This is a genomic window from Streptomyces liliiviolaceus, from assembly GCF_018070025.1.
In the GTDB taxonomy this organism is placed as follows: domain Bacteria; phylum Actinomycetota; class Actinomycetes; order Streptomycetales; family Streptomycetaceae; genus Streptomyces; species Streptomyces liliiviolaceus.
In genome coordinates this window covers 624,674-641,472 of sequence record NZ_JAGPYQ010000002.1, presented here as the reverse complement: position 1 = coordinate 641,472, position 16,799 = coordinate 624,674, and the positions used below count along the sequence as shown (strand labels likewise).

The 16,799-nt window shown below is 70.8% G+C and carries 15 protein-coding genes; 5 read left to right on the top strand and 10 right to left on the bottom strand.

Features of this window, described 5'->3' with window-relative positions:
- Positions 1 to 146: 146 nt before the first annotated feature.
- Complete coding sequence (locus J8N05_RS38150; RefSeq protein ID WP_210891358.1) at positions 147 to 1,733, top strand: alpha/beta hydrolase; 1,587 nt, start codon at positions 147 to 149, stop codon at positions 1,731 to 1,733.
- An 86-nt stretch (positions 1,734 to 1,819) separates the two neighbouring features.
- Here the strand turns inward: J8N05_RS38150 and J8N05_RS38145 are convergent, their stop codons facing one another.
- The 4 genes from J8N05_RS38145 to J8N05_RS38130 form a co-directional block, all read right to left on the bottom strand.
- On the bottom strand, positions 1,820 to 2,542 hold the full coding sequence (locus tag J8N05_RS38145) for a lysophospholipid acyltransferase family protein (RefSeq protein WP_210891356.1): 723 nt from the start codon (positions 2,540 to 2,542) through the stop codon (positions 1,820 to 1,822).
- Between the two features lie 385 nt (positions 2,543 to 2,927).
- Positions 2,928 to 4,163, bottom strand: a complete 1,236-nt coding sequence (gene rocD / locus J8N05_RS38140; protein WP_247706865.1) for an ornithine--oxo-acid transaminase — start codon at positions 4,161 to 4,163, stop codon at positions 2,928 to 2,930.
- Positions 4,160 to 4,981, bottom strand: coding sequence for a dimethylargininase (gene ddaH, locus J8N05_RS38135; RefSeq protein ID WP_210891354.1), 822 nt, complete (start codon positions 4,979 to 4,981; stop codon positions 4,160 to 4,162). Before ddaH ends, rocD begins: the two co-directional genes overlap by 4 nt.
- 175 nt (positions 4,982 to 5,156) lie before the next feature.
- Positions 5,157 to 5,645: an Lrp/AsnC family transcriptional regulator gene (locus J8N05_RS38130; protein WP_210891352.1), complete on the bottom strand. Its 489-nt coding sequence runs from the start codon at positions 5,643 to 5,645 to the stop codon at positions 5,157 to 5,159.
- 99 nt (positions 5,646 to 5,744) lie between these two features.
- Between J8N05_RS38130 and J8N05_RS38125 the strand changes: the two genes are divergently transcribed.
- Genes J8N05_RS38125 through J8N05_RS38110 form a run of 4 tightly spaced genes read left to right on the top strand, consistent with a single transcriptional unit; the run spans position 5,745 to position 9,927 of the window.
- Positions 5,745 to 6,500: a LytR/AlgR family response regulator transcription factor gene (locus tag J8N05_RS38125; RefSeq protein WP_210891350.1), complete on the top strand. Its 756-nt coding sequence runs from the start codon at positions 5,745 to 5,747 to the stop codon at positions 6,498 to 6,500.
- Between the two features lie 10 nt (positions 6,501 to 6,510).
- Positions 6,511 to 6,903: a hypothetical protein gene (locus tag J8N05_RS38120; RefSeq protein WP_247706864.1), complete on the top strand. Its 393-nt coding sequence runs from the start codon at positions 6,511 to 6,513 to the stop codon at positions 6,901 to 6,903.
- A 4-nt stretch (positions 6,904 to 6,907) separates the two neighbouring features.
- Complete coding sequence (locus J8N05_RS38115; protein ID WP_247706863.1) at positions 6,908 to 8,716, top strand: sodium/solute symporter; 1,809 nt, start codon at positions 6,908 to 6,910, stop codon at positions 8,714 to 8,716.
- On the top strand, positions 8,713 to 9,927 hold the full coding sequence (locus J8N05_RS38110) for a sensor histidine kinase (protein ID WP_210891348.1): 1,215 nt from the start codon (positions 8,713 to 8,715) through the stop codon (positions 9,925 to 9,927). The genes J8N05_RS38115 and J8N05_RS38110 overlap by 4 nt, the downstream gene beginning before the upstream one ends.
- An 82-nt stretch (positions 9,928 to 10,009) precedes the next feature.
- On the opposite strand, the gene J8N05_RS38105 is transcribed toward J8N05_RS38110, so the two are convergent.
- The 6 genes from J8N05_RS38105 to J8N05_RS38080 all read right to left on the bottom strand — a co-directional run bounded on the left by J8N05_RS38105 (position 10,010) and on the right by J8N05_RS38080 (position 16,782).
- On the bottom strand, positions 10,010 to 10,168 hold the full coding sequence (locus tag J8N05_RS38105; RefSeq protein ID WP_107018800.1) for a hypothetical protein: 159 nt from the start codon (positions 10,166 to 10,168) through the stop codon (positions 10,010 to 10,012).
- 13 nt (positions 10,169 to 10,181) lie between these two features.
- The gene (locus J8N05_RS38100) at positions 10,182 to 12,140 is read right to left on the bottom strand and encodes a serine/threonine-protein kinase (RefSeq protein WP_210891346.1); all 1,959 of its coding nucleotides are present in this window, start codon (positions 12,138 to 12,140) and stop codon (positions 10,182 to 10,184) included.
- A gap of 33 nt (positions 12,141 to 12,173) precedes the next feature.
- Complete coding sequence (locus J8N05_RS38095; RefSeq protein WP_210891344.1) at positions 12,174 to 13,589, bottom strand: PASTA domain-containing protein; 1,416 nt, start codon at positions 13,587 to 13,589, stop codon at positions 12,174 to 12,176.
- A gap of 150 nt (positions 13,590 to 13,739) precedes the next feature.
- The gene (locus J8N05_RS38090; protein ID WP_210891342.1) at positions 13,740 to 14,690 is read right to left on the bottom strand and encodes a cytochrome c oxidase assembly protein; all 951 of its coding nucleotides are present in this window, start codon (positions 14,688 to 14,690) and stop codon (positions 13,740 to 13,742) included.
- 172 nt (positions 14,691 to 14,862) lie between these two features.
- Positions 14,863 to 15,888 (bottom strand): 6-phosphofructokinase, encoded by a 1,026-nt coding sequence (locus J8N05_RS38085; protein WP_107018804.1) that lies wholly within the window; start codon positions 15,886 to 15,888, stop codon positions 14,863 to 14,865.
- Positions 15,889 to 16,053: 165 nt separating this feature from the next.
- Positions 16,054 to 16,782, bottom strand: a complete 729-nt coding sequence (locus J8N05_RS38080; protein ID WP_210891340.1) for a type 1 glutamine amidotransferase — start codon at positions 16,780 to 16,782, stop codon at positions 16,054 to 16,056.
- Between the last annotated feature and the right edge of the window lie 17 nt (positions 16,783 to 16,799).

Here is a 16,799-nt window from a genome sequence, read left to right as displayed (position 1 = left end):
CGAGCGTCACCGCTCAACGGACAACGATGTTCCGGTTATCGGATTGGCAAAAAAGACACTTCGCCCCTGTTCTCAGGTGCCTCACAGCCGAAAGGATCCCCCGTACTGACCACGACGACAGTAGGGGGAGAACTCTCTTGAGAGGTATGAGAAAGGTGACGGCGTTCGGCTCGGCCGGAGCGCTCGTCACCGCGACACTCATAGCCGGTGCCGTCGCGGCTCCGACGGCCAACGCGGAATCCCGCCACGGTCGGAACAGTCACGTCAGCCAGACCCGCGGCGCCGAGATCGCCGCCGCCCGGGCGGCCAAGGCCGGCATCGACTGGCAGGACTGTCCGGCGGACTGGGGGATCGCGAAGCCCATCCAGTGCGGCTGGGTCACTGTGCCGCTCGACTACGCGAAGCCCGACGGCAAGAAGATCAAGCTCGCCGTCGACCGCATCGGCAACACCGGCACCAAGGCGGAGCGCCAGGGCGCCCTCGTCTACAACCCGGGCGGCCCCGGCGGCTCCGGACTGCGCTTCCCGACCCGGGTCACCAACAAGAACCCGCTGTGGGTCAACACCTCGAAGGCGTACGACTTCGTGGGCTTCGACCCGCGCGGTGTCGGCCACTCGGCGCCCATCTCCTGCATCGACCCGCAGGAGTTCGTGAAGGCGCCCAAGATGGATCCGGTGCCGGACTCCGAGGCCGACAAGCGCGTCCAGCGCAAGCTCGCCGCCGAGTACGCGGACGGCTGCGCCGAGCGCAGCGGCGAGATGCTGCCGCAGATGACGACCCCGAACACCGTCCGTGACCTCGACGTCATCCGGGCCGCGCTCGGCGAGAAGAAGCTCAACTTCCTCGGCGTCTCGTACGGCACGTACATCGCCGCCGTCTACGGCACGCTCTACCCGGACCACGTACGCCGCATGATCGCGGACAGCGTCGTCAACCCGTCGCGCGAGAAGATCTGGTACGAGGCCAACCTCGACCAGGACGTCGCCTTCGAGATGCGCTGGAAGGACTGGCAGGACTGGGTCGCCAAGAACGACGCCTCCTTCCACCTCGGCGACACGCGTGCCAAGGTCCAGGACCAGTGGCTGAAACTGCGTGCCACTGCCAAGAAGAACCCCATCGGCGGGGTCGTCGGCCCGGCCGAGCTCATCGGCTTCTTCCAGAGCGCGCCCTACTACGACTCGTCGTGGGTGCCGGTCGCCACCGTCTTCAGCAAGTACGTCGCCGGTGACACCCAGGCGCTCGTCGACGCCGCCGCGCCCGACCTGACCGACACCGCGGGCAACATCGCCTCGGAGAACGGCAACGCCGTCTACACGGCCGTCGAGTGCACCGACGCCAAGTGGCCCACCAGCTGGAAGAAGTGGGACCGCGACAACAGCAAGCTGCACAAGAACTACCCGTTCATGACCTGGGCCAACGCCTGGCTGAACCTGCCGTGCGCCACCTGGCCCGCCAAGCAGCAGACCCCGCCGACCGTGAAGACCGGCAAGGGCCTGCCGCCCGTCCTGATCGTGCAGTCCACGCGTGACGCCGCCACCCCGTACGAAGGCGCCGTCGAACTGCACAAGCGGTTCAAGGGCTCCCGTCTCATCACCGAGAAGGACGCGGGCTCGCACGGCGTGACGGGGCTGGTCAACCCGTGCATCAACGAGAAGGTGGACACCTACCTGCTCACCGGCAAGGTCGGCGCGGCCGACGTGACGTGCACCCCGCACGCCACGCCCAAGCCGTAGCGGCCGGCAACGACAGCCGGTAACGACAGAAAGAGGGGGGCGGCCGTCCGACGGCCGCCCCCCTCCCATGTCCTGAGCCTCAGGCGTCAACGCTGCGGCAGGCGCGGGAACTTGCGGGACTTCGCCTTCTCGGCGGCTTCCTCCGCCTTCACCTCGGCCGCGTAACGGTCCACGTACTCCTGCTCGGAGAGCGTCAGGATCGCGTACATGATCTCGTCGGTGATGGCGCGCAGGATCGCCTTCTCGTTCTCCATGCCCGCGTAGCGGGAGAAGTCGAGGGGTTCCCCGAAGCGGATCGCCACCGGGTGGATCTTGGGGATCTTGCGGCCGGGGGGCTGGGCCTCGAAGGTGCCGATCATCGCGCACGGGATGACGGGGACCTCGGCCCTGAGCGCCATCACCGCGACGCCCACCTTGCCCTTGTAGAGACGGCCGTCGTGCGAGCGGGTCCCCTCCGGGTAGATGCCGAGCAGTTCGTCCTTGCTCAGGACGCCGAGTCCTTCACGGATCGCCGCCTTGCCCGCCTCCTTGCCGGAGCGGTCCACCGGGATCTGCCCGGCGCTGCGGAAGAAGAACGCCGTCAGCCGGCCCTTGATGCCGGGGCCCGTGAAGTACTCGGCCTTGGCGAGGAACGTGATGCGGCGCTTGAGGATCGCCGGCATCAGGAAGTGGTCCGAGAACGACAGGTGATTGCCCGCGACGATGGCCGCTCCCGTCGCCGGTACGTGCTCCAGCCCCTCGATCCGGGGCCGGAAGACCAGCCGCAACAGCGGTCCCAGGATCACGTACTTGAGAACGTAGTAGAACAACGGGTCGCTCCTCGCGTCGCCGGATCGACCGGACAGGTCCTGGCTGGTCAAACAGGTGTGCTGCGGGACGCCAGTGTAGGTGCAGGCCTGGCCCTCTGTAACCGCCCCTGATCGGACTCATGCGGGACCGGTGTCCCCGGGGCGCACCACCCGTCGGCGCGCCCGCGCCTCTTCAGGGGCGCGGGGAACTGCGCGGACGGCCCCCACCGGGCCGCACGTGACATACGACCCGCGGTACGCCATCCCTGGGCGGGGTGCGGTGGTCGTGCGTCGGGTGCGGGCCGGTGGGGGCTTGTCGCGCCGTTCCCCGCGCCCCTAAGGGCGAAAAGACTGCGCCGTTCCCCGCGCCCCTAAAAGCGCAAGGACTGCGCCGTTCCCCGTGACCCTAGAGCGAGCCGGTGCGCAGGACTGTTTCCAGGGTGCTCAGCGCCATGCGCAGGTCCTCGTTCGTGATCGTCAGGGGCGGGGCCAGCCGGATCGTGGAGCCGTGGGTGTCCTTCACCAGAATCCCCTCGCGCATCAGCGACTCGCTGATCTCACGGCCCGTGCCGATGGCGGGGTCGATGTCCACGCCCGCCCACAGCCCGCGCGCCCGGAACCCGCGGACCCCCTTGCCCACGAGGGCCGACAGGCCGTCCCGCAGCAGCACGCCCGCCTCCTGCGCGCGGCGCTGGAACTCGCCCGTCTCCAGCAGTTCCACCACGGCGGAGCCGACCGCCGCGGCCAGCGGGTTGCCGCCGAACGTCGAGCCGTGCTCGCCCGGCCGCAGCACCTGGAGCACCTCGCGCCGCGCGACCACCGCGGAGACCGGCACGATGCCGCCGCCGAGCGCCTTGCCGAGCAGCACCACGTCCGGGACGACGTCCTCGTGCTCGACGGCCAGCGTGCGGCCCGTACGGCCGAGGCCCGACTGGATCTCGTCGGCGATGAAGAGGCACCCCGTCCGCGCGGTCAGCTCGCGCACACCCCGCAGATAGCCGTCGTCCGGGATCACGACCCCCGCCTCGCCCTGGATGGGCTCGATCAGCACGGCCGCGGTCGTCTCGTCGATCGCCGCTTCGAGCGCCGCGAGATCGTTGTACGGGACCACCCGGAACCCCGGTGTGAACGGGCCGAACCCGGCGCGGGCGCTCTCGTCGGTGGAGAAGCTGACGATGGTCGTCGTACGTCCGTGGAAGTTGTCGGCGGCCACGACGATCGTCGCCCGGTCGGCGGGGACGCCCTTGACCTCGTACGCCCACTTGCGCGCGACCTTGACGGCGCTCTCCACGGCCTCGGCGCCCGTGTTCATCGGCAGCACCATGTCCAGGCCGGTCAGCGCGGCGACCGACTCGGCGAACGCGGCCAGCCGGTCGTTGTGGAAGGCGCGCGAGGTCAGCGTCAGCTGGTCGAGCTGGCGGTGTGCGGCCTCGATCAGGGCCGGGTGGCGGTGCCCGAAGTTGAGCGCCGAGTAACCGGCCAGCATGTCGAGATAGCGGCGGCCCTCCACGTCCTCGACCCAGGCACCCTCGGCGCGGGCCACGACCACGGGCAGCGGGTGGTAGTTGTGCGCGAGGACCGGCTCCTCGGCGCGGATCAGCTCGGCGGACGAGCGCAGGGAACGGCTGGGCGCGACAGTCATGAGCGGATCTCCTGTGTGCAGCACTTGATGCCGCCGCCGGCCTTCTGGAACTCCGACAGGTCGACGGGGACGGGAACGTAGCCGTGGCGGTCGAGCTCGCCGGCCAGGGCCTCCGCGCGCGGCGCGATGAAGACGTGGCGGCCGTCCGAGACGGAGTTCAGCCCGAACACCATCGCGTCCTCACGGGTGGCGATCACCGCGTCCGGGAACAGCAGACGGAGTACTTCACGGCTGCCCGCGGAGAACGCCTCCGGGTAGTACGCGATGTTCGCCTCGGGGCCGTCGTCGAGCACGAACAGCGCGGTGTCGAGATGGTAGAAGCGCGGGTCCACCAGCGTGAGGCTGACCGTGGGGACGCCGAAGTACTCCTGCACCTCGTGATGGGCGGACCGTGCCGTACGGAACCCGGTGCCGGCCAGCAGATGGCGGCCGGCGAACACCAGGTCGCCCTCGCCCTCGCACACCGACTCGGGCTGGTGGACGTCGAAGCCCGCGCTCTTGAACCACGTCTCGTACGCGCTCGACTCCGGGCGGCGCTGCGGCGCGTGGAAGAGCGAGCCGAAGACCCGGCCGGCCACGACCAGCGCCGAGTTCGCGGCGAAGACCATGTCGGGCAGACCGGCGACCGGCTCCACGCTGTCGACGGTGTGACCGTGGGCGCGGTAGGCGGAGATCAGCTCCGCCCACTGGCCCCGGGCCAGATCGACGTCGACCTGTGTGTCCTCATGCATCCAGGGATTGATGGCGTACTGCACGGCGAAGTGTCTGGGTTCGCAGACCAGAAACCGCCTGGGGCGCGGCACACGACTCATGGGCACAGAGGGGTTCCTCCGCTTTCCTGAGGTGTCGGGTGGGATGCCTCAACGGTAGAAAACGAGGGAGCGGCGCGACAAGAATCGAGGATTGCGCGCTACCGCAGAAATGCTGCGTCTTGTGGCCGTTCGGCGCACGATCAGTGCGTGATTCACCCGAACGGGTGGAGGAACGCCGGGTTCAGGCCTCCGGAGCCGGCTGGTTCGCCCCCGCCTCCGGGCTCTCCGGCAGCAGATGCGACAGCACCATGAAACTGACCGTCTTGCGGATGAACGGCTCCACCCGGATCCGCTCCAGCACCTCCTCGAAGTGCTCCACGTCCCGCGCCCGTACATGCAGCAGCGCGTCCGCCCCACCGGTCACCGTCATCGCGGCCGTGATCTCCGGATGGTTGCGCACCACCTCCGCGAGCCGCCGCGGCGGCGCCGCGCCCTCGCAGTACACCTCCACGTACGCCTCGGTGCGCCACCCCAGCGCCGCCGGCTTCACCGTCGCCGTGAAGCCCGTGATCACACCCGTCTCGCGCAACCGGTCGGCCCGGCGCTTGACCGCGGTGGCGGACAGCCCGATGGCCGCGCCGATCTCGGCGAAGCTCGTGCGGGCGTTCGCCATCAGAGCCGTGACGATCTTCCGGTCGAGATCGTCGAAAGGCGCGGACACGGGTCTCATGCGGGCACTGTATCCAGGGACGATCCGGTGAGGTTCCCGCGCCGACGACCTTGCCCGCCGCATGTGCAGGCGCGCGGATTGCTCCTACACTCCGGGTTCATGCTGCGCGCCCTCGCCGTCGACGACGAACCGCCCTCCCTCGAAGAGCTGCTCTATCTGCTGGACGCCGATCCACGGGTGAGCAGCGTCGAGGGCGCGAGCGACGCCACGGCGGCGCTGCGGCGCATCAACCGGGCCCTGGACAGCGGTCCCGACGGCGCCGAGGGCATCGACGTCGTCTTCCTCGACATCCATATGCCGGGCCTCGACGGACTCGACATGGCCCGGCTGCTCGCCGGGTTCGCCAAGCCGCCGCTCGTCGTGTTCGTCACCGCCCACGAGGGGTTCGCCGTCCAGGCCTTCGACCTCAAGGCCGTCGACTACGTCCTGAAGCCGGTCCGCAGGGAGCGCCTCGCCGAGGCCGTGCGCCGGGCCGTCGAGCAGAGGGACGCCGCCCCGCTGATCCCCGTGCACGAGCCCGACCCGGACCACATATCCGTCGAGCTGGGCGGGGTCACCCGGTTCGTCGCCGTCGAGGACATCACCCATGTCGAGGCCCACGGGGACTACGCGCGGCTGCACACCGACCAGGGCAGCCACCTCGTGCGCATCCCGCTGTCCACCCTGGAGGAGCGCTGGCGCTCGCGCGGTTTCGTCCGCATCCACCGCCGCCATCTCGTCGCTCTCGGTCACATCAGCGAACTCCGTCTGGACGCGGGTACGGTGAGCGTCCTGGTCGATTCGGTCGAACTCCAGGTCAGCCGCCGCCACGCACGGGAACTGCGGGACCTGCTGATGCGCCGGACCGCGAGCTGAGGAGGCGGAGTTGCCCCACGACCCCACCGACCGGCGCGTGCCCGCCGACCGCCGGGTTTCCACCGACCGCCGGGTCGTCGTCACCGGCCCGCCGCGTCGTACGCGCCCGCTGAGCCGTTCCCGGCCGCGGACCGAGATCGACGAGCAGACCACGCTCGGCCACACCTACGTCCGCTCCCTGATGCGCAGCCAGCTGCGGGCCGCGCTCACCGTCTTCGCCGTGCTCATCCTCCTCGTGGGCCCGCTGCCGCTGGTGTTCACCGTGCTGGGGGACAGTTCGAGCCTCGAATGGTTCGTGCTCGGCTTCTGTGTCTACCCGCCGCTGGTGCTGCTCGCCGGGTGGTACGTGCGCCGCGCCGACCGCAACGAGAAGGACTTCGTCCGTCTCGTGGAGGACCGCTGAGCACGTGAACGAGAACTACGCCGTTCCGGCGGTCGCCCTGGTGGTCGTCGCGACCGTCTTCGTCGGCGCCTTCGGCCTGCGCATATCCCGCACCACCTCCGACTTCTACGTGGCCTCGCGCACGGTCGGCCCCCGGCTGAACGCGGCCGCCATCAGCGGCGAGTACCTCTCCGCCGCCTCCTTCCTCGGCATCGCGGGCCTCGTCCTCGTGCAGGGCCCGGACATGCTCTGGTACCCGGTCGGCTACACCGCCGGCTACCTCGTCCTGCTGATCTTCGTCGCGGCCCCGCTGCGCCGCTCCGGCGCGTACACCCTGCCGGACTTCGCCGAGGCGCGGCTCGCCTCGCAGGCCATGCGGCGGCTGGCCGGAGCCTTCGTCGTCGGGGTCGGCTGGCTGTACCTGCTGCCCCAGCTCCAGGGCGCGGGACTGACCCTGAACGTGCTCACCGGGGCGTCCAAGTCCCTCGGCGGTGTCATCGTCGCGGTCGTCGTGGTGGCGACCGTCGCCGCGGGCGGTATGCGCAGCATCACCTTCGTCCAGGCCTTCCAGTACTGGCTCAAGCTCACCGCCCTGCTCGTCCCCGCGCTCTTCCTCGTCCTCGCCTGGCAGGACGACGGGGCGCCGCGCCACGCCTTCGACGAACCGGCGACGTTCCGCGAACACCGGGTCGTACGCATCGACGCCGGACTCGACCTGAAGCTCGCCGGGCCGCTGACCGTCACCGCGGACGGCACGGTCGACGGCGTGCGGTACGAGGAGCGGCAGGTCAGGCTGCCCGCGGGCGTCCACCGCATCGAGCGGGGCACCCGGCTGTCCTTCAGCAAGGGCGACCCCGTGCCCGTCGCCGACCGCGGCGACAACGGCGGCATGTCCACCTCGCTCGCCGCGGGCCGCGAGGAACGGCCGCTGTACGCCACGTACGGGCTGATCCTCGCCACCTTCCTCGGCACCATGGGGCTGCCGCACGTCGTCGTGCGCTTCTACACCAGCCCGCACGGCGTGGCCGCCCGCCGCACGACCGTCGCCGTGCTCGGCCTGATCGGCTTCTTCTACCTGCTGCCGCCCCTCTACGGCGCCCTGGGCCGCCTGTACGCCCCCGAGCTGACCCTCACCGGGGACGCGGATGCCGCCGTGCTGCTGCTGCCCGACCGGGTCGTCGGCGGGCTCGGCGGGGACCTGCTCGGCGCGCTGGTGGCCGGCGGGGCCTTCGCCGCGTTCCTGTCCACCGCCTCGGGGCTGACCATGGCCGTGGCGGGCGTGCTCACCCAGGACGTGCTGCCCTCCCGCGGCGTACGGCACTTCCGCCTCGGCACGGTCCTGTCCATGATCGTGCCGCTCGCGGCGAGCATGCTCGTGGGCGGACTGCCGGTCGCCGACGCCGTGGGGCTCGCCTTCGCGGTGTCCGCCTCGTCGTTCTGCCCGCTGCTCGTCCTCGGCATCTGGTGGCACCGGCTCACCCCGCCCGGTGCGGCGGCCGGGATGCTCGTCGGCGGCGGCTCGGCGCTCCTCGCGGTCGCGGCCACCATGGCCGGCTTCCCCGGGACGGGCTCGCTGCACGCGCTGCTCGCCTGGCCCGCGCTGTGGTCGGTGCCGCTGGGCTTCCTCACCATGGTGCTGGTGTCGCTGGCGACGCACCGGCGCGTACCGGCCGGGACCGCGGCCATCCTCGCCCGCTTCCATCTCCCGGAGGAACTCGCCGGGGGACAGGTACGCCCCGAGACCAAGGGGAGCACGGAGATCAAGGGGAGCACGGAGATCAAGGGGAGCACGGACACCAAGGGGACCAAGGGGAGCAAGGAGATCAAGGCGTGAGCGGATTCCTGGCGGGACTCTGCGTGGCCGTGCTGCCGCTGCTCGCGGCCGGCTTCTGGTTCGGCCGGCGCACCGCGCACTCGCCGAGCCCCGGCGGCCTCGGCACCCCCGTCGAGCACGCCACCTTCGAGACCCTGCACACCGCGTCGCTCGCCGCGCCCCCGCTGCGCGCGGGCCTCACGGGGGAGACGGCCCGCAAGTCCGCGCGACGGCTGCGCACCCTGCTCGGCACCGACGCGCTCTGCCTCACCGACCAGGAGACCGTGCTGGCCTGGGAGGGCGCCGGCGAGCACCACCGGGAACAGATCATGGAACGGATCGGCGGCCCCCTGGAGACCGGCCGCGGGGAGGCCTTCCGACTCGTCTGCGACGAGCCCTACTGCCCGCTGCGCTGGGCCGTCGTCGCCCCGCTCACCGTCGACGACCGGGTGTACGGGGCGCTCGTCGCCTGCGCGCCCCGCGAGTCCGCCGTGCTCGTACGGGCCACCGGGGAGGTCGCCCGCTGGGTGTCGGTCCAGCTGGAACTCGCCGACCTCGACCAGTCCCGCACCCGGCTGATCGAGGCCGAGATCAAGGCGCTGCGGGCCCAGATATCCCCGCACTTCATCTTCAACTCGCTCGCGGTGATCGCCTCGTTCGTCCGCACCGACCCCGAGCGGGCCCGCGAACTGCTCCTGGAATTCGCCGACTTCACCCGCTACTCGTTCCGCAGGCACGGCGACTTCACCACCCTCGCCGACGAACTCCACGCCATCGACCACTACTTGGCACTGGTACGGGCCCGCTTCGGCGACCGGCTCTCCGTGACCCTGCAGATCGCGCCCGAGGTGCTGCCGGTGACCCTGCCCTTCCTCTGTCTGCAGCCGCTCGTCGAGAACGCCGTGAAGCACGGTCTGGAGGGCGGCACGGTCAAGGTCGACAAGAGCCGTATCAGCATCACCGCTCAGGACGCCGGCGCCGAGGCGCTCGTCGTCATCGAGGACGACGGCCCGGGCATGGACCCCGGCCGGCTGCGCCGCATCCTGGCGGGGGAGACCGACCCCTCGGACGGCATCGGTCTGTCGAACGTCGACGACCGGCTGCGGCAGGTCTACGGGGACGACTACGGCCTCGTCATCGAGACCGCCCCGGGCGCGGGCATGAAGATCACCGCCCGGTTGCCGAAGTACCAGCCGGGCGTGCACTCGGCGGGGCCGCTCACCCGCGAATGAGCCGTTCCCGACCCGATCCCGCGCGGACGAATCCCCCGGGAGTCAGCCGAGGGGCCTCCCGGGGAACCGGTCGCGCGGTACCTCAGGTGGGCCGGGAGGCCACCATCGCCAGGGTGATCAGGCCGAGCACCACCCAGCCGAACCACAGCCAGCCGCTGCTGCCGAGCGCCACCGTGTAGGCGGTGACCATCACCAGACCGCCGACGGTGAGCACTCCCATGGTCTTCGTGGAACCGGGCATCGCAACACCCTCCTCATGGTTCGTCCTTCTCCATGGTGCCCCCGTCCCTGCGAATTGCAGTGCAGACGACGAAATGAGTGCCGGAGGTCCAGGCGCTGTTGCCCACCCAGGACGAGCCCGTATAGACGTTCGGGTCGTAGCCGTAGTCGTTGGGCGGCACCTCCTCCTGGCAGACCGTGGTGGCCTGCCGCCTGGCCTGGTCGAGGGTCGTGTCCGGGCTCATGCGGTGGAAATCGAGCACCTGCTCCTTGTGCGGGCCCTGGCACGAGACGAGTTTGGCCACGTTGTCGTTGATCCGGTTCAGGCAGTCCCGCTTCTGCATGGTGGCCGTGTCGCGGAACCGCATTCCGGCGGGGCGGCGGTTCCCGATCGGCCCGAACAGCGGCTTGCCGCGCGCGTCGAGCACCAGACAGGCCACACGGTGGTCGGCGGCCTCGAAACCGTCGGAGGTCGGCACGGCGGCGTACGAGCGGACGTCCGCGAGCTTCTTGCGGGTCTCCTCGGTGCGCTGCTCGCACCGGGTGGCGCCGGCCGAGCGGGCGTCCTGGGCGGACGCCACCTCGAACACGGCCATCACCTGCCCGTACGTCTCCTCGCTGAGGCACTTCACGACCCGCAGTTCCGGGTCCCCGACGAAGGGGGCGCCGGTCCACCGCGTCGCGACGCAGTTCCCGTCGACGAGCGGCTCGGACAGCCCGACGGCGTCCCCGTACGGCTTGGCGTCACCGTCCCCCGGCAGGTTCGCCATGGCGTACCAGGCCCCGCCGCCCGCGAGGGCCAGCCCCAGCGCGGTCGCCAGTACGGCCGTCCGGACGCGGTTGCGCGGCCGGCGGCGCCGCCCGGGGGCCGCCGGGGGAGGGCCGAAGCCCTGCCCGCCGGACCACGGGCCCGGAACCTGCCCCGAGGGCCAGGCGTGGGGGACCTCCTGGCGAGGAGGCAGTGAGGACGACTGCTGCGCGGCGGACGGCGCGTACCACTGCGGGCCGCCCGTGCGGCTCTGCGGGGGCTCGGGAGCCGGGGGAGTGCGGGGTGCGGCCGTATGGGTGATCCCGCCCGCCCACGGAGGCTCCGAGCCGGGGTCGAGCTGGGTCCGGGGATGCGGCTGGGGCGTCAGGATCGCGGACAGCGCCGCCTCGGTCTCCTCGGCGGTGATCCGGCGGACCGGGTCCTTGGTGAGCATCGCCGACAGCAGCGGCTCCAGGGCGCCCGCGTGGAGCACGGGCCGCGGCTCCTCCAGGACGACGGCGGTCAGCGCCGCCAGCCCCGACTCACGGTCGAAGGGCCCGTACCCCTCGACGGCGTAGTAGAGCGTGCAGCCCAGCGAGAACAGGTCCGCGGCCGCGGTGGGCGGCCCGCCCTGGGCCCGCTCGGGTGCCAGATAGCCGGCGGTGCCCACCAGCGCGGAGGTCAGCGTGTACCGGGTCTCGTCGCCGTCGGGCTGCACGGAGATGCCGTAGTCGGTGAGTAGGACACGGGCGTACGGCGATCCGGTGCGGTCCGGGGCCAGGAGGATGTTGGCGGGCTTCACGTCCCGGTGCATGACCCCGCGCTCGTGCCCGGCCGTCAGCGCGTCCAGCACGGCGAGCCCGATGCGCGCGCACTCGGCGGGGGCCACGGCCCCGCGCTGGGCGACCAGGGCGCTCAGATCCAGCGCCCCGGCCACGTACTCCATCACGATCCAGGGCAGGCCCTCGTGCTCCAGGACGTCGTGCACGGTCACGACGTGCGGGTGGCCGCGCAGCCCCGCCGCGTGCCGGGCCTCGGCACGGGCCCGGGCCACCCGGGCCGAGCGGTCGTGGTCCGCCTCGCCCGGGTCGCGGAACACGATCTCCTTGAGCGCGACCTCGCAGGCCAGCCGCTGGTCGTACGCGAGCCAGACATGGCCCATGCCGCCACTGCCCAGCCGGTTCAGCAGGAGGTAGCGGCCGGCGATGACCCGGCCGACTCCCGACTGCGGTGATCCTGATGCCATCCGGTCACTCCCGGGGTTCTGCTCCTGGTGGGCCTACGCCGGGCCCTGGTCCGCCTCGCCGGTGCCCGACCCGCCGGACGGGGCGGGTCCGCTCGCCACCGGCTCGCTCGCCGGTTCGCTGAGCGTGGGCTCCATCGAGGTGGGGCCGGTGGACGGAGGGTCCGCGGACGTGGGGTCGGCGGACGTGGGGTCGGCCGTGGGCGGCGTACTGGTCACGGTCGGGGCGGAGGTCGAGGAGGCCGGTGGCGGCGGTGGCTCCTCGACCGGCGTGGACTCGGTGACGGTGGGGGTGGTGCCGGCGGGCGAGGACGCCGTCCCGCCACCGGGCGTCGTCGAACCCGTGCCCGCCGACGTCCCGCCACCGGGCTCGGACTCCTTGCCCGACGGGGTCCCCTTGCCCGGAGCCGACCCGGTGCCCTTGTCCGATGGCGAGGTCGACCTGTCCGACGGCGACCTGGGTCCGTCCGAAGGAGACTTCGGCTCGTCCGAGTCCGCGTCCACGCTCAGCGTCACGGCCTCCCCGAACGCCAGCGGCGTCCCGGCTCCGGGCGTCGAACCGGTCACCGCCGCGTCACCCGGCGGCAGCTCGTCCCCCTCGTACGCCACGGCCAGGCCCAGCCGGGCCAGCTCCTGCCCGGCCCGGTCGAAGGTCATGCCCACCACGGCCGGCACCTCGTGCTCCCGCGTCGCGTCGAAGGTGCTGTCCTGCTCACCGGAGGTGCCGACGGGCCGCTCGATGGCCGTGTCGGGGTCGTCCACGTCGAGGAGCGCGATCCGCTTCAGCGGCTGCGGCGCGGGCTTGACGGTCACCACGGCGGACTTCTCGTAGCCCGCCCACTTCTTGTTGCCGTCCTCGAACTTGACCGAGATCTTCTCCGGATCCTTGTCGAAGGACTTCAGTGGATTTCCGCAGGAGCACTTCACGGCGGGAAGTCCCTGGTCGTTCACCAGAACAGCCACCCCCGCCTCAAGAAGCGAGTCGTAGGGGACCGCTTTGCCTTTCTTGTAGTCATGGTTCTTCACGAGGGTGTCGTGACGCAGCAGGACCGGTGTGAGGTCGTCGAGGTACTCCTCGATCCGATCAGGCGTAATACCCACGATCCGCGCCCATTCCCGGGCTTTTTGTCGATTCTCGGGATCGGTGAGGAAATCCTTGAGCCGCTCGATGTCACAGACCTGCTGGTCGCGTGTGCCCCCGTACAGACCGGGGGTGTTGCCCTGCTGCAGACCGCTGTGCGCCTCCTGGGGCGCCAGCCCCTTGCGGTCCTTGCCCAGCGAGCCGTCCTCTTCGAAGAAAGGTGCGAGTGACGGTATTCCGGCTGCGACCGCCCGCACCGCGAACAGACGCTGTTCGGTGCATCCGCTGAGGATCAGCGCAGCGACGAGCAGCACGGCGAGCCTTCGGACGACCGTTTTCCCGGTCCTCAGCACGCATGCGTGAATTGTCATGACCGCTCCCCCCGGCGGCGGTTCCCCCGAACCCTGCAGAACGGAAGCAGGGTGTCACGCGCCATGCTACTGAATGGAAAAGCCTTTCAGTCAAGGGAAATCAGCAGAGTGCGCGAAGTGGCCGAAAGGCAGAAAGAGGTGGGAATAAACTCAGTGACTGCGTGCGTCGAGTGAGGCCAGATAGGCGTTGTACGCCTCAAGTTCCTTGTCGCCGTCACGGTCCGCGGCCCGGTCCGAACGCCGCGCCTGCCGCTGGTCGGAGCGGTACCACTGGAAGAGCAGGGCCAGCAGCACGAGCACGGAGGGGATCTCGCTGAACGCCCAGGCGATGCCGCCCGCCGCGGTCTGGTCGGAGAGCGCGTCGATGCCCAGCGAGGCCGCCGGGTTCTTGTACGTCTCGACCATCGGCTCGGACGCCATCATCAACGCGATCCCGAAGAACGCGTGGAACGGCATACCGGCGAACAGCTCCAGCATCCGCATCAGATAACCGGGCCGGTGCGGGCCGGGGTCGACGCCCATGATCGGCCAGAAGAACACCAGGCCGACGGCGAGGAAGTGGCACATCATCGCGATGTGCCCGGTCTTCGAGTCCATCAGGAAGTCGAAGATCGGCGAGAAGTACAGCGCGTAGAGGCTGGCGATGAAGAGCGGGATCGTGAACGCGGGATGCGTGACGACCCGCATGAACCTGCTGTGCAGCAGCATCAGGAGCAGCTCGCGCGGCCCCTTGCGGCCGCGTCCCGCGGTCGGCAGCGCGCGCAGTGCCAGGGTGATCGGCGCGCCGAGCAGGATCAGGATCGGCGACAGCATGCTGATCACCATGTGCTGCACCATGTGCACGCTGAACATGACCATGCCGTAGTCGTTCAGCCCGGTGCACAGGACGAGCAGGACGGTCAGGACGCCCACGACGAACGCCACGGTCCGCCCGACCGGCCACGCGTCACCGCGCCGCACCAGCCGCGCCACACCCCACCCGTACAGGGCGAGCCCCACCAGGCAGGCGACGAGGAAGAACGGGTCCGGGGACCATTCGAGCCCCCGCCCCAGCGTGAACGGCGGCAGATCCATGGATGTGCCGTGCCCGCTGTGATCCATCCGCCGGCTCCTGTTTCGTACGGGTTGCGCGCTGTCTGTCCCCACAGACTAGAACCGCCCCCGGTCGGGCCCACGACCGGGGGCGGGTTCGTTTTCAGGGGCGCGGGGAACTGCGGGCTCAGCCACGACGAACCCGCGGCCTACGAACCCCCGCAGCTCTCCCGGCCGCGCGTCAGAGCACGGTCTCCGCTTCCGCGTACCGCGAATCCGGCACGGTCTTCAGCGTCTCGACCGCCTCCGCGAGCGACACCATCACGATGTCGGTCCCCCGCAGCGCGGTCATGTGCCCGAACTCACCCCGGTGCACGGCCTCCACCGCATGCCACCCGAACCGCGTGGCGAGCACGCGGTCGTACGCGGTCGGCGTCCCCCCGCGCTGGACGTGCCCGAGGATCACCGGCCGGGCCTCCTTGCCGAGGCGCTCCTCCAGCTCGATGGAGAGCTGCCGGGCGATGCCCGCGAACCGCTCGTGCCCGTAGACGTCCTTGCGGCCCTCGTCGTAGGTCATCGTGCCCTCGCGGGGCTTCGCGCCCTCCGCGGCGACGACGATGGCGAACTTCTTGCCCGCGGAGAAGCGTTCGCCGACCTTCGCGGCCAACTCCGCGATGTCGAAGGGACGTTCCGGCACGACGATCGCGTGGGCGCCCGCGGCCATGCCGGAGTGCAGCGCGATCCAGCCGGTGTTGCGGCCCATGACCTCGACGATCAGGACGCGCTGATGGGACTCGGCGGTGGTCTTCAGCCGGTCCAGGGCCTCGGTCGCGACCCCCACGGCCGTGTCGAACCCGAAGGTGACGTCCGTGACGGCGATGTCGTTGTCGATGGTCTTCGGCACGCCGACGATCGGCAGTCCGCTGTCCGACAGGAGGCGGGCGGCCTTGAGCGTGCCCTCGCCGCCGATCGGGATGATCGCGTCGAGCCCCAGCTCCTCGACATGGCCCCGGGCCCGCTCCACCCCGTCGCGCAGATGCGCGGGCTGGACCCGGGAGGAGCCGAGGATCGTGCCGCCGCGAGCCAGGATGCCGCTCACCGCGTCGAGGTCGAGCTTGAGGTAGTCGCCTTCGAGGAGGCCCTTCCAGCCGTCCCGGAAGCCGATGACCTCGTCGCCGTGGTCGACGACGGCACGGTGTACGACGGACCGGATGACGGCGTTCAGACCGGGGCAGTCGCCACCGGACGTGAGGACACCAATGCGCATAGTCCGGAATACCTTCTCAACGTGGACCGGGAACCGGACCACGCTGTCCGGCAGGACGCCGCCACCCTACCGGCGGCAGGGGGCGGCTCCGCACTGTGCGTCCGCCTGCTGGACGTGCCCGCTCACCTGTGCGGGCACGTCACCGGATGGGCTGTCCCGGCGGGCTCAGGCAGGCTGCTGAGCAGCCTGGATGCGCTCGTTCCGCAGTGCCTCGTACCACCGGTCGTCGATCGGCGGCAGCGCGTTCACATCGAGCGCCAGCTTGAGCAGCAGATCCGCGATCAGCGGGTTACGGGCCAGCACGGGCCCGTGCATGTACGTCCCGAAGACCGTGTCGTTGTACGCGCCCTCCGTGCCGTCGCCCGTGCCGTTGCCCTTGCCCAGCCGCACGTTCGCGAAGGGGCGGGCGGTGGGGCCCAGGTGCGTGATGCCCTGGTGGTTCTCGAAGCCGGTCAGCGGCGGCAGTCCGAGGCGCGCGTCGATGTCGCCCAGCACGTCGCCGACGCACCGCTCGCCCTCGCCGCGGGTGGAGTGCACGTCGAGCAGCCCGAGGCCCGGCTCGCGCTGGCCCAGGTCGTTGATGAACTCGTGGCCGAGGATCTGGTAGCCCGCGCACACCGAGAACACGATCGCGCCGTTGCCGACCGCGCGGTGCAGACCGCCGTCGCGGCGCAGCCGCTCGGCCGCGAGGCGCTGCGGCCGGTCCTCGCCGCCACCGATGAGGTAGATGTCGCCCGAGGTGGGGATCGGCTGGTCGCTGCGTACGTCGAGACGGGCCACGTCCAGACCGCGCTGGCGCGCCCGGCGCTCCACGACGAGCGCGTTGCCCTGGTCGCCGTACGTGCTCAGCAGGTCCGGGTAGATCCACACCAGCCGAAGGCTGTTGTCACTCATTCTCTTCGTCCTCCGGG

Bases quoted from the DNA above. Each gene is read 5' to 3' on its own strand.
- J8N05_RS38150 (WP_210891358.1), top strand. From the start codon at position 147: ATGAGAAAGGTGACGGCGTTCGGCTCGGCCGGAGCGCTCGTCACCGCG.
- rocD (WP_247706865.1), bottom strand. From the start codon at position 4,163: ATGACTGTCGCGCCCAGCCGTTCCCTGCGCTCGTCCGCCGAGCTGATC.
- J8N05_RS38080 (WP_210891340.1), bottom strand. From the start codon at position 16,782: ATGAGTGACAACAGCCTTCGGCTGGTGTGGATCTACCCGGACCTGCTG.
- J8N05_RS38090 (WP_210891342.1), bottom strand. From the start codon at position 14,690: ATGGATCACAGCGGGCACGGCACATCCATGGATCTGCCGCCGTTCACG.
- J8N05_RS38105 (WP_107018800.1), bottom strand. From the start codon at position 10,168: ATGCCCGGTTCCACGAAGACCATGGGAGTGCTCACCGTCGGCGGTCTG.
- J8N05_RS38100 (WP_210891346.1), bottom strand. From the start codon at position 12,140: ATGGCATCAGGATCACCGCAGTCGGGAGTCGGCCGGGTCATCGCCGGC.
- J8N05_RS38085 (WP_107018804.1), bottom strand. From the start codon at position 15,888: ATGCGCATTGGTGTCCTCACGTCCGGTGGCGACTGCCCCGGTCTGAAC.
- J8N05_RS38130 (WP_210891352.1), bottom strand. From the start codon at position 5,645: ATGAGACCCGTGTCCGCGCCTTTCGACGATCTCGACCGGAAGATCGTC.
- J8N05_RS38095 (WP_210891344.1), bottom strand. From the start codon at position 13,589: ATGACAATTCACGCATGCGTGCTGAGGACCGGGAAAACGGTCGTCCGA.
- J8N05_RS38125 (WP_210891350.1), top strand. From the start codon at position 5,745: ATGCTGCGCGCCCTCGCCGTCGACGACGAACCGCCCTCCCTCGAAGAG.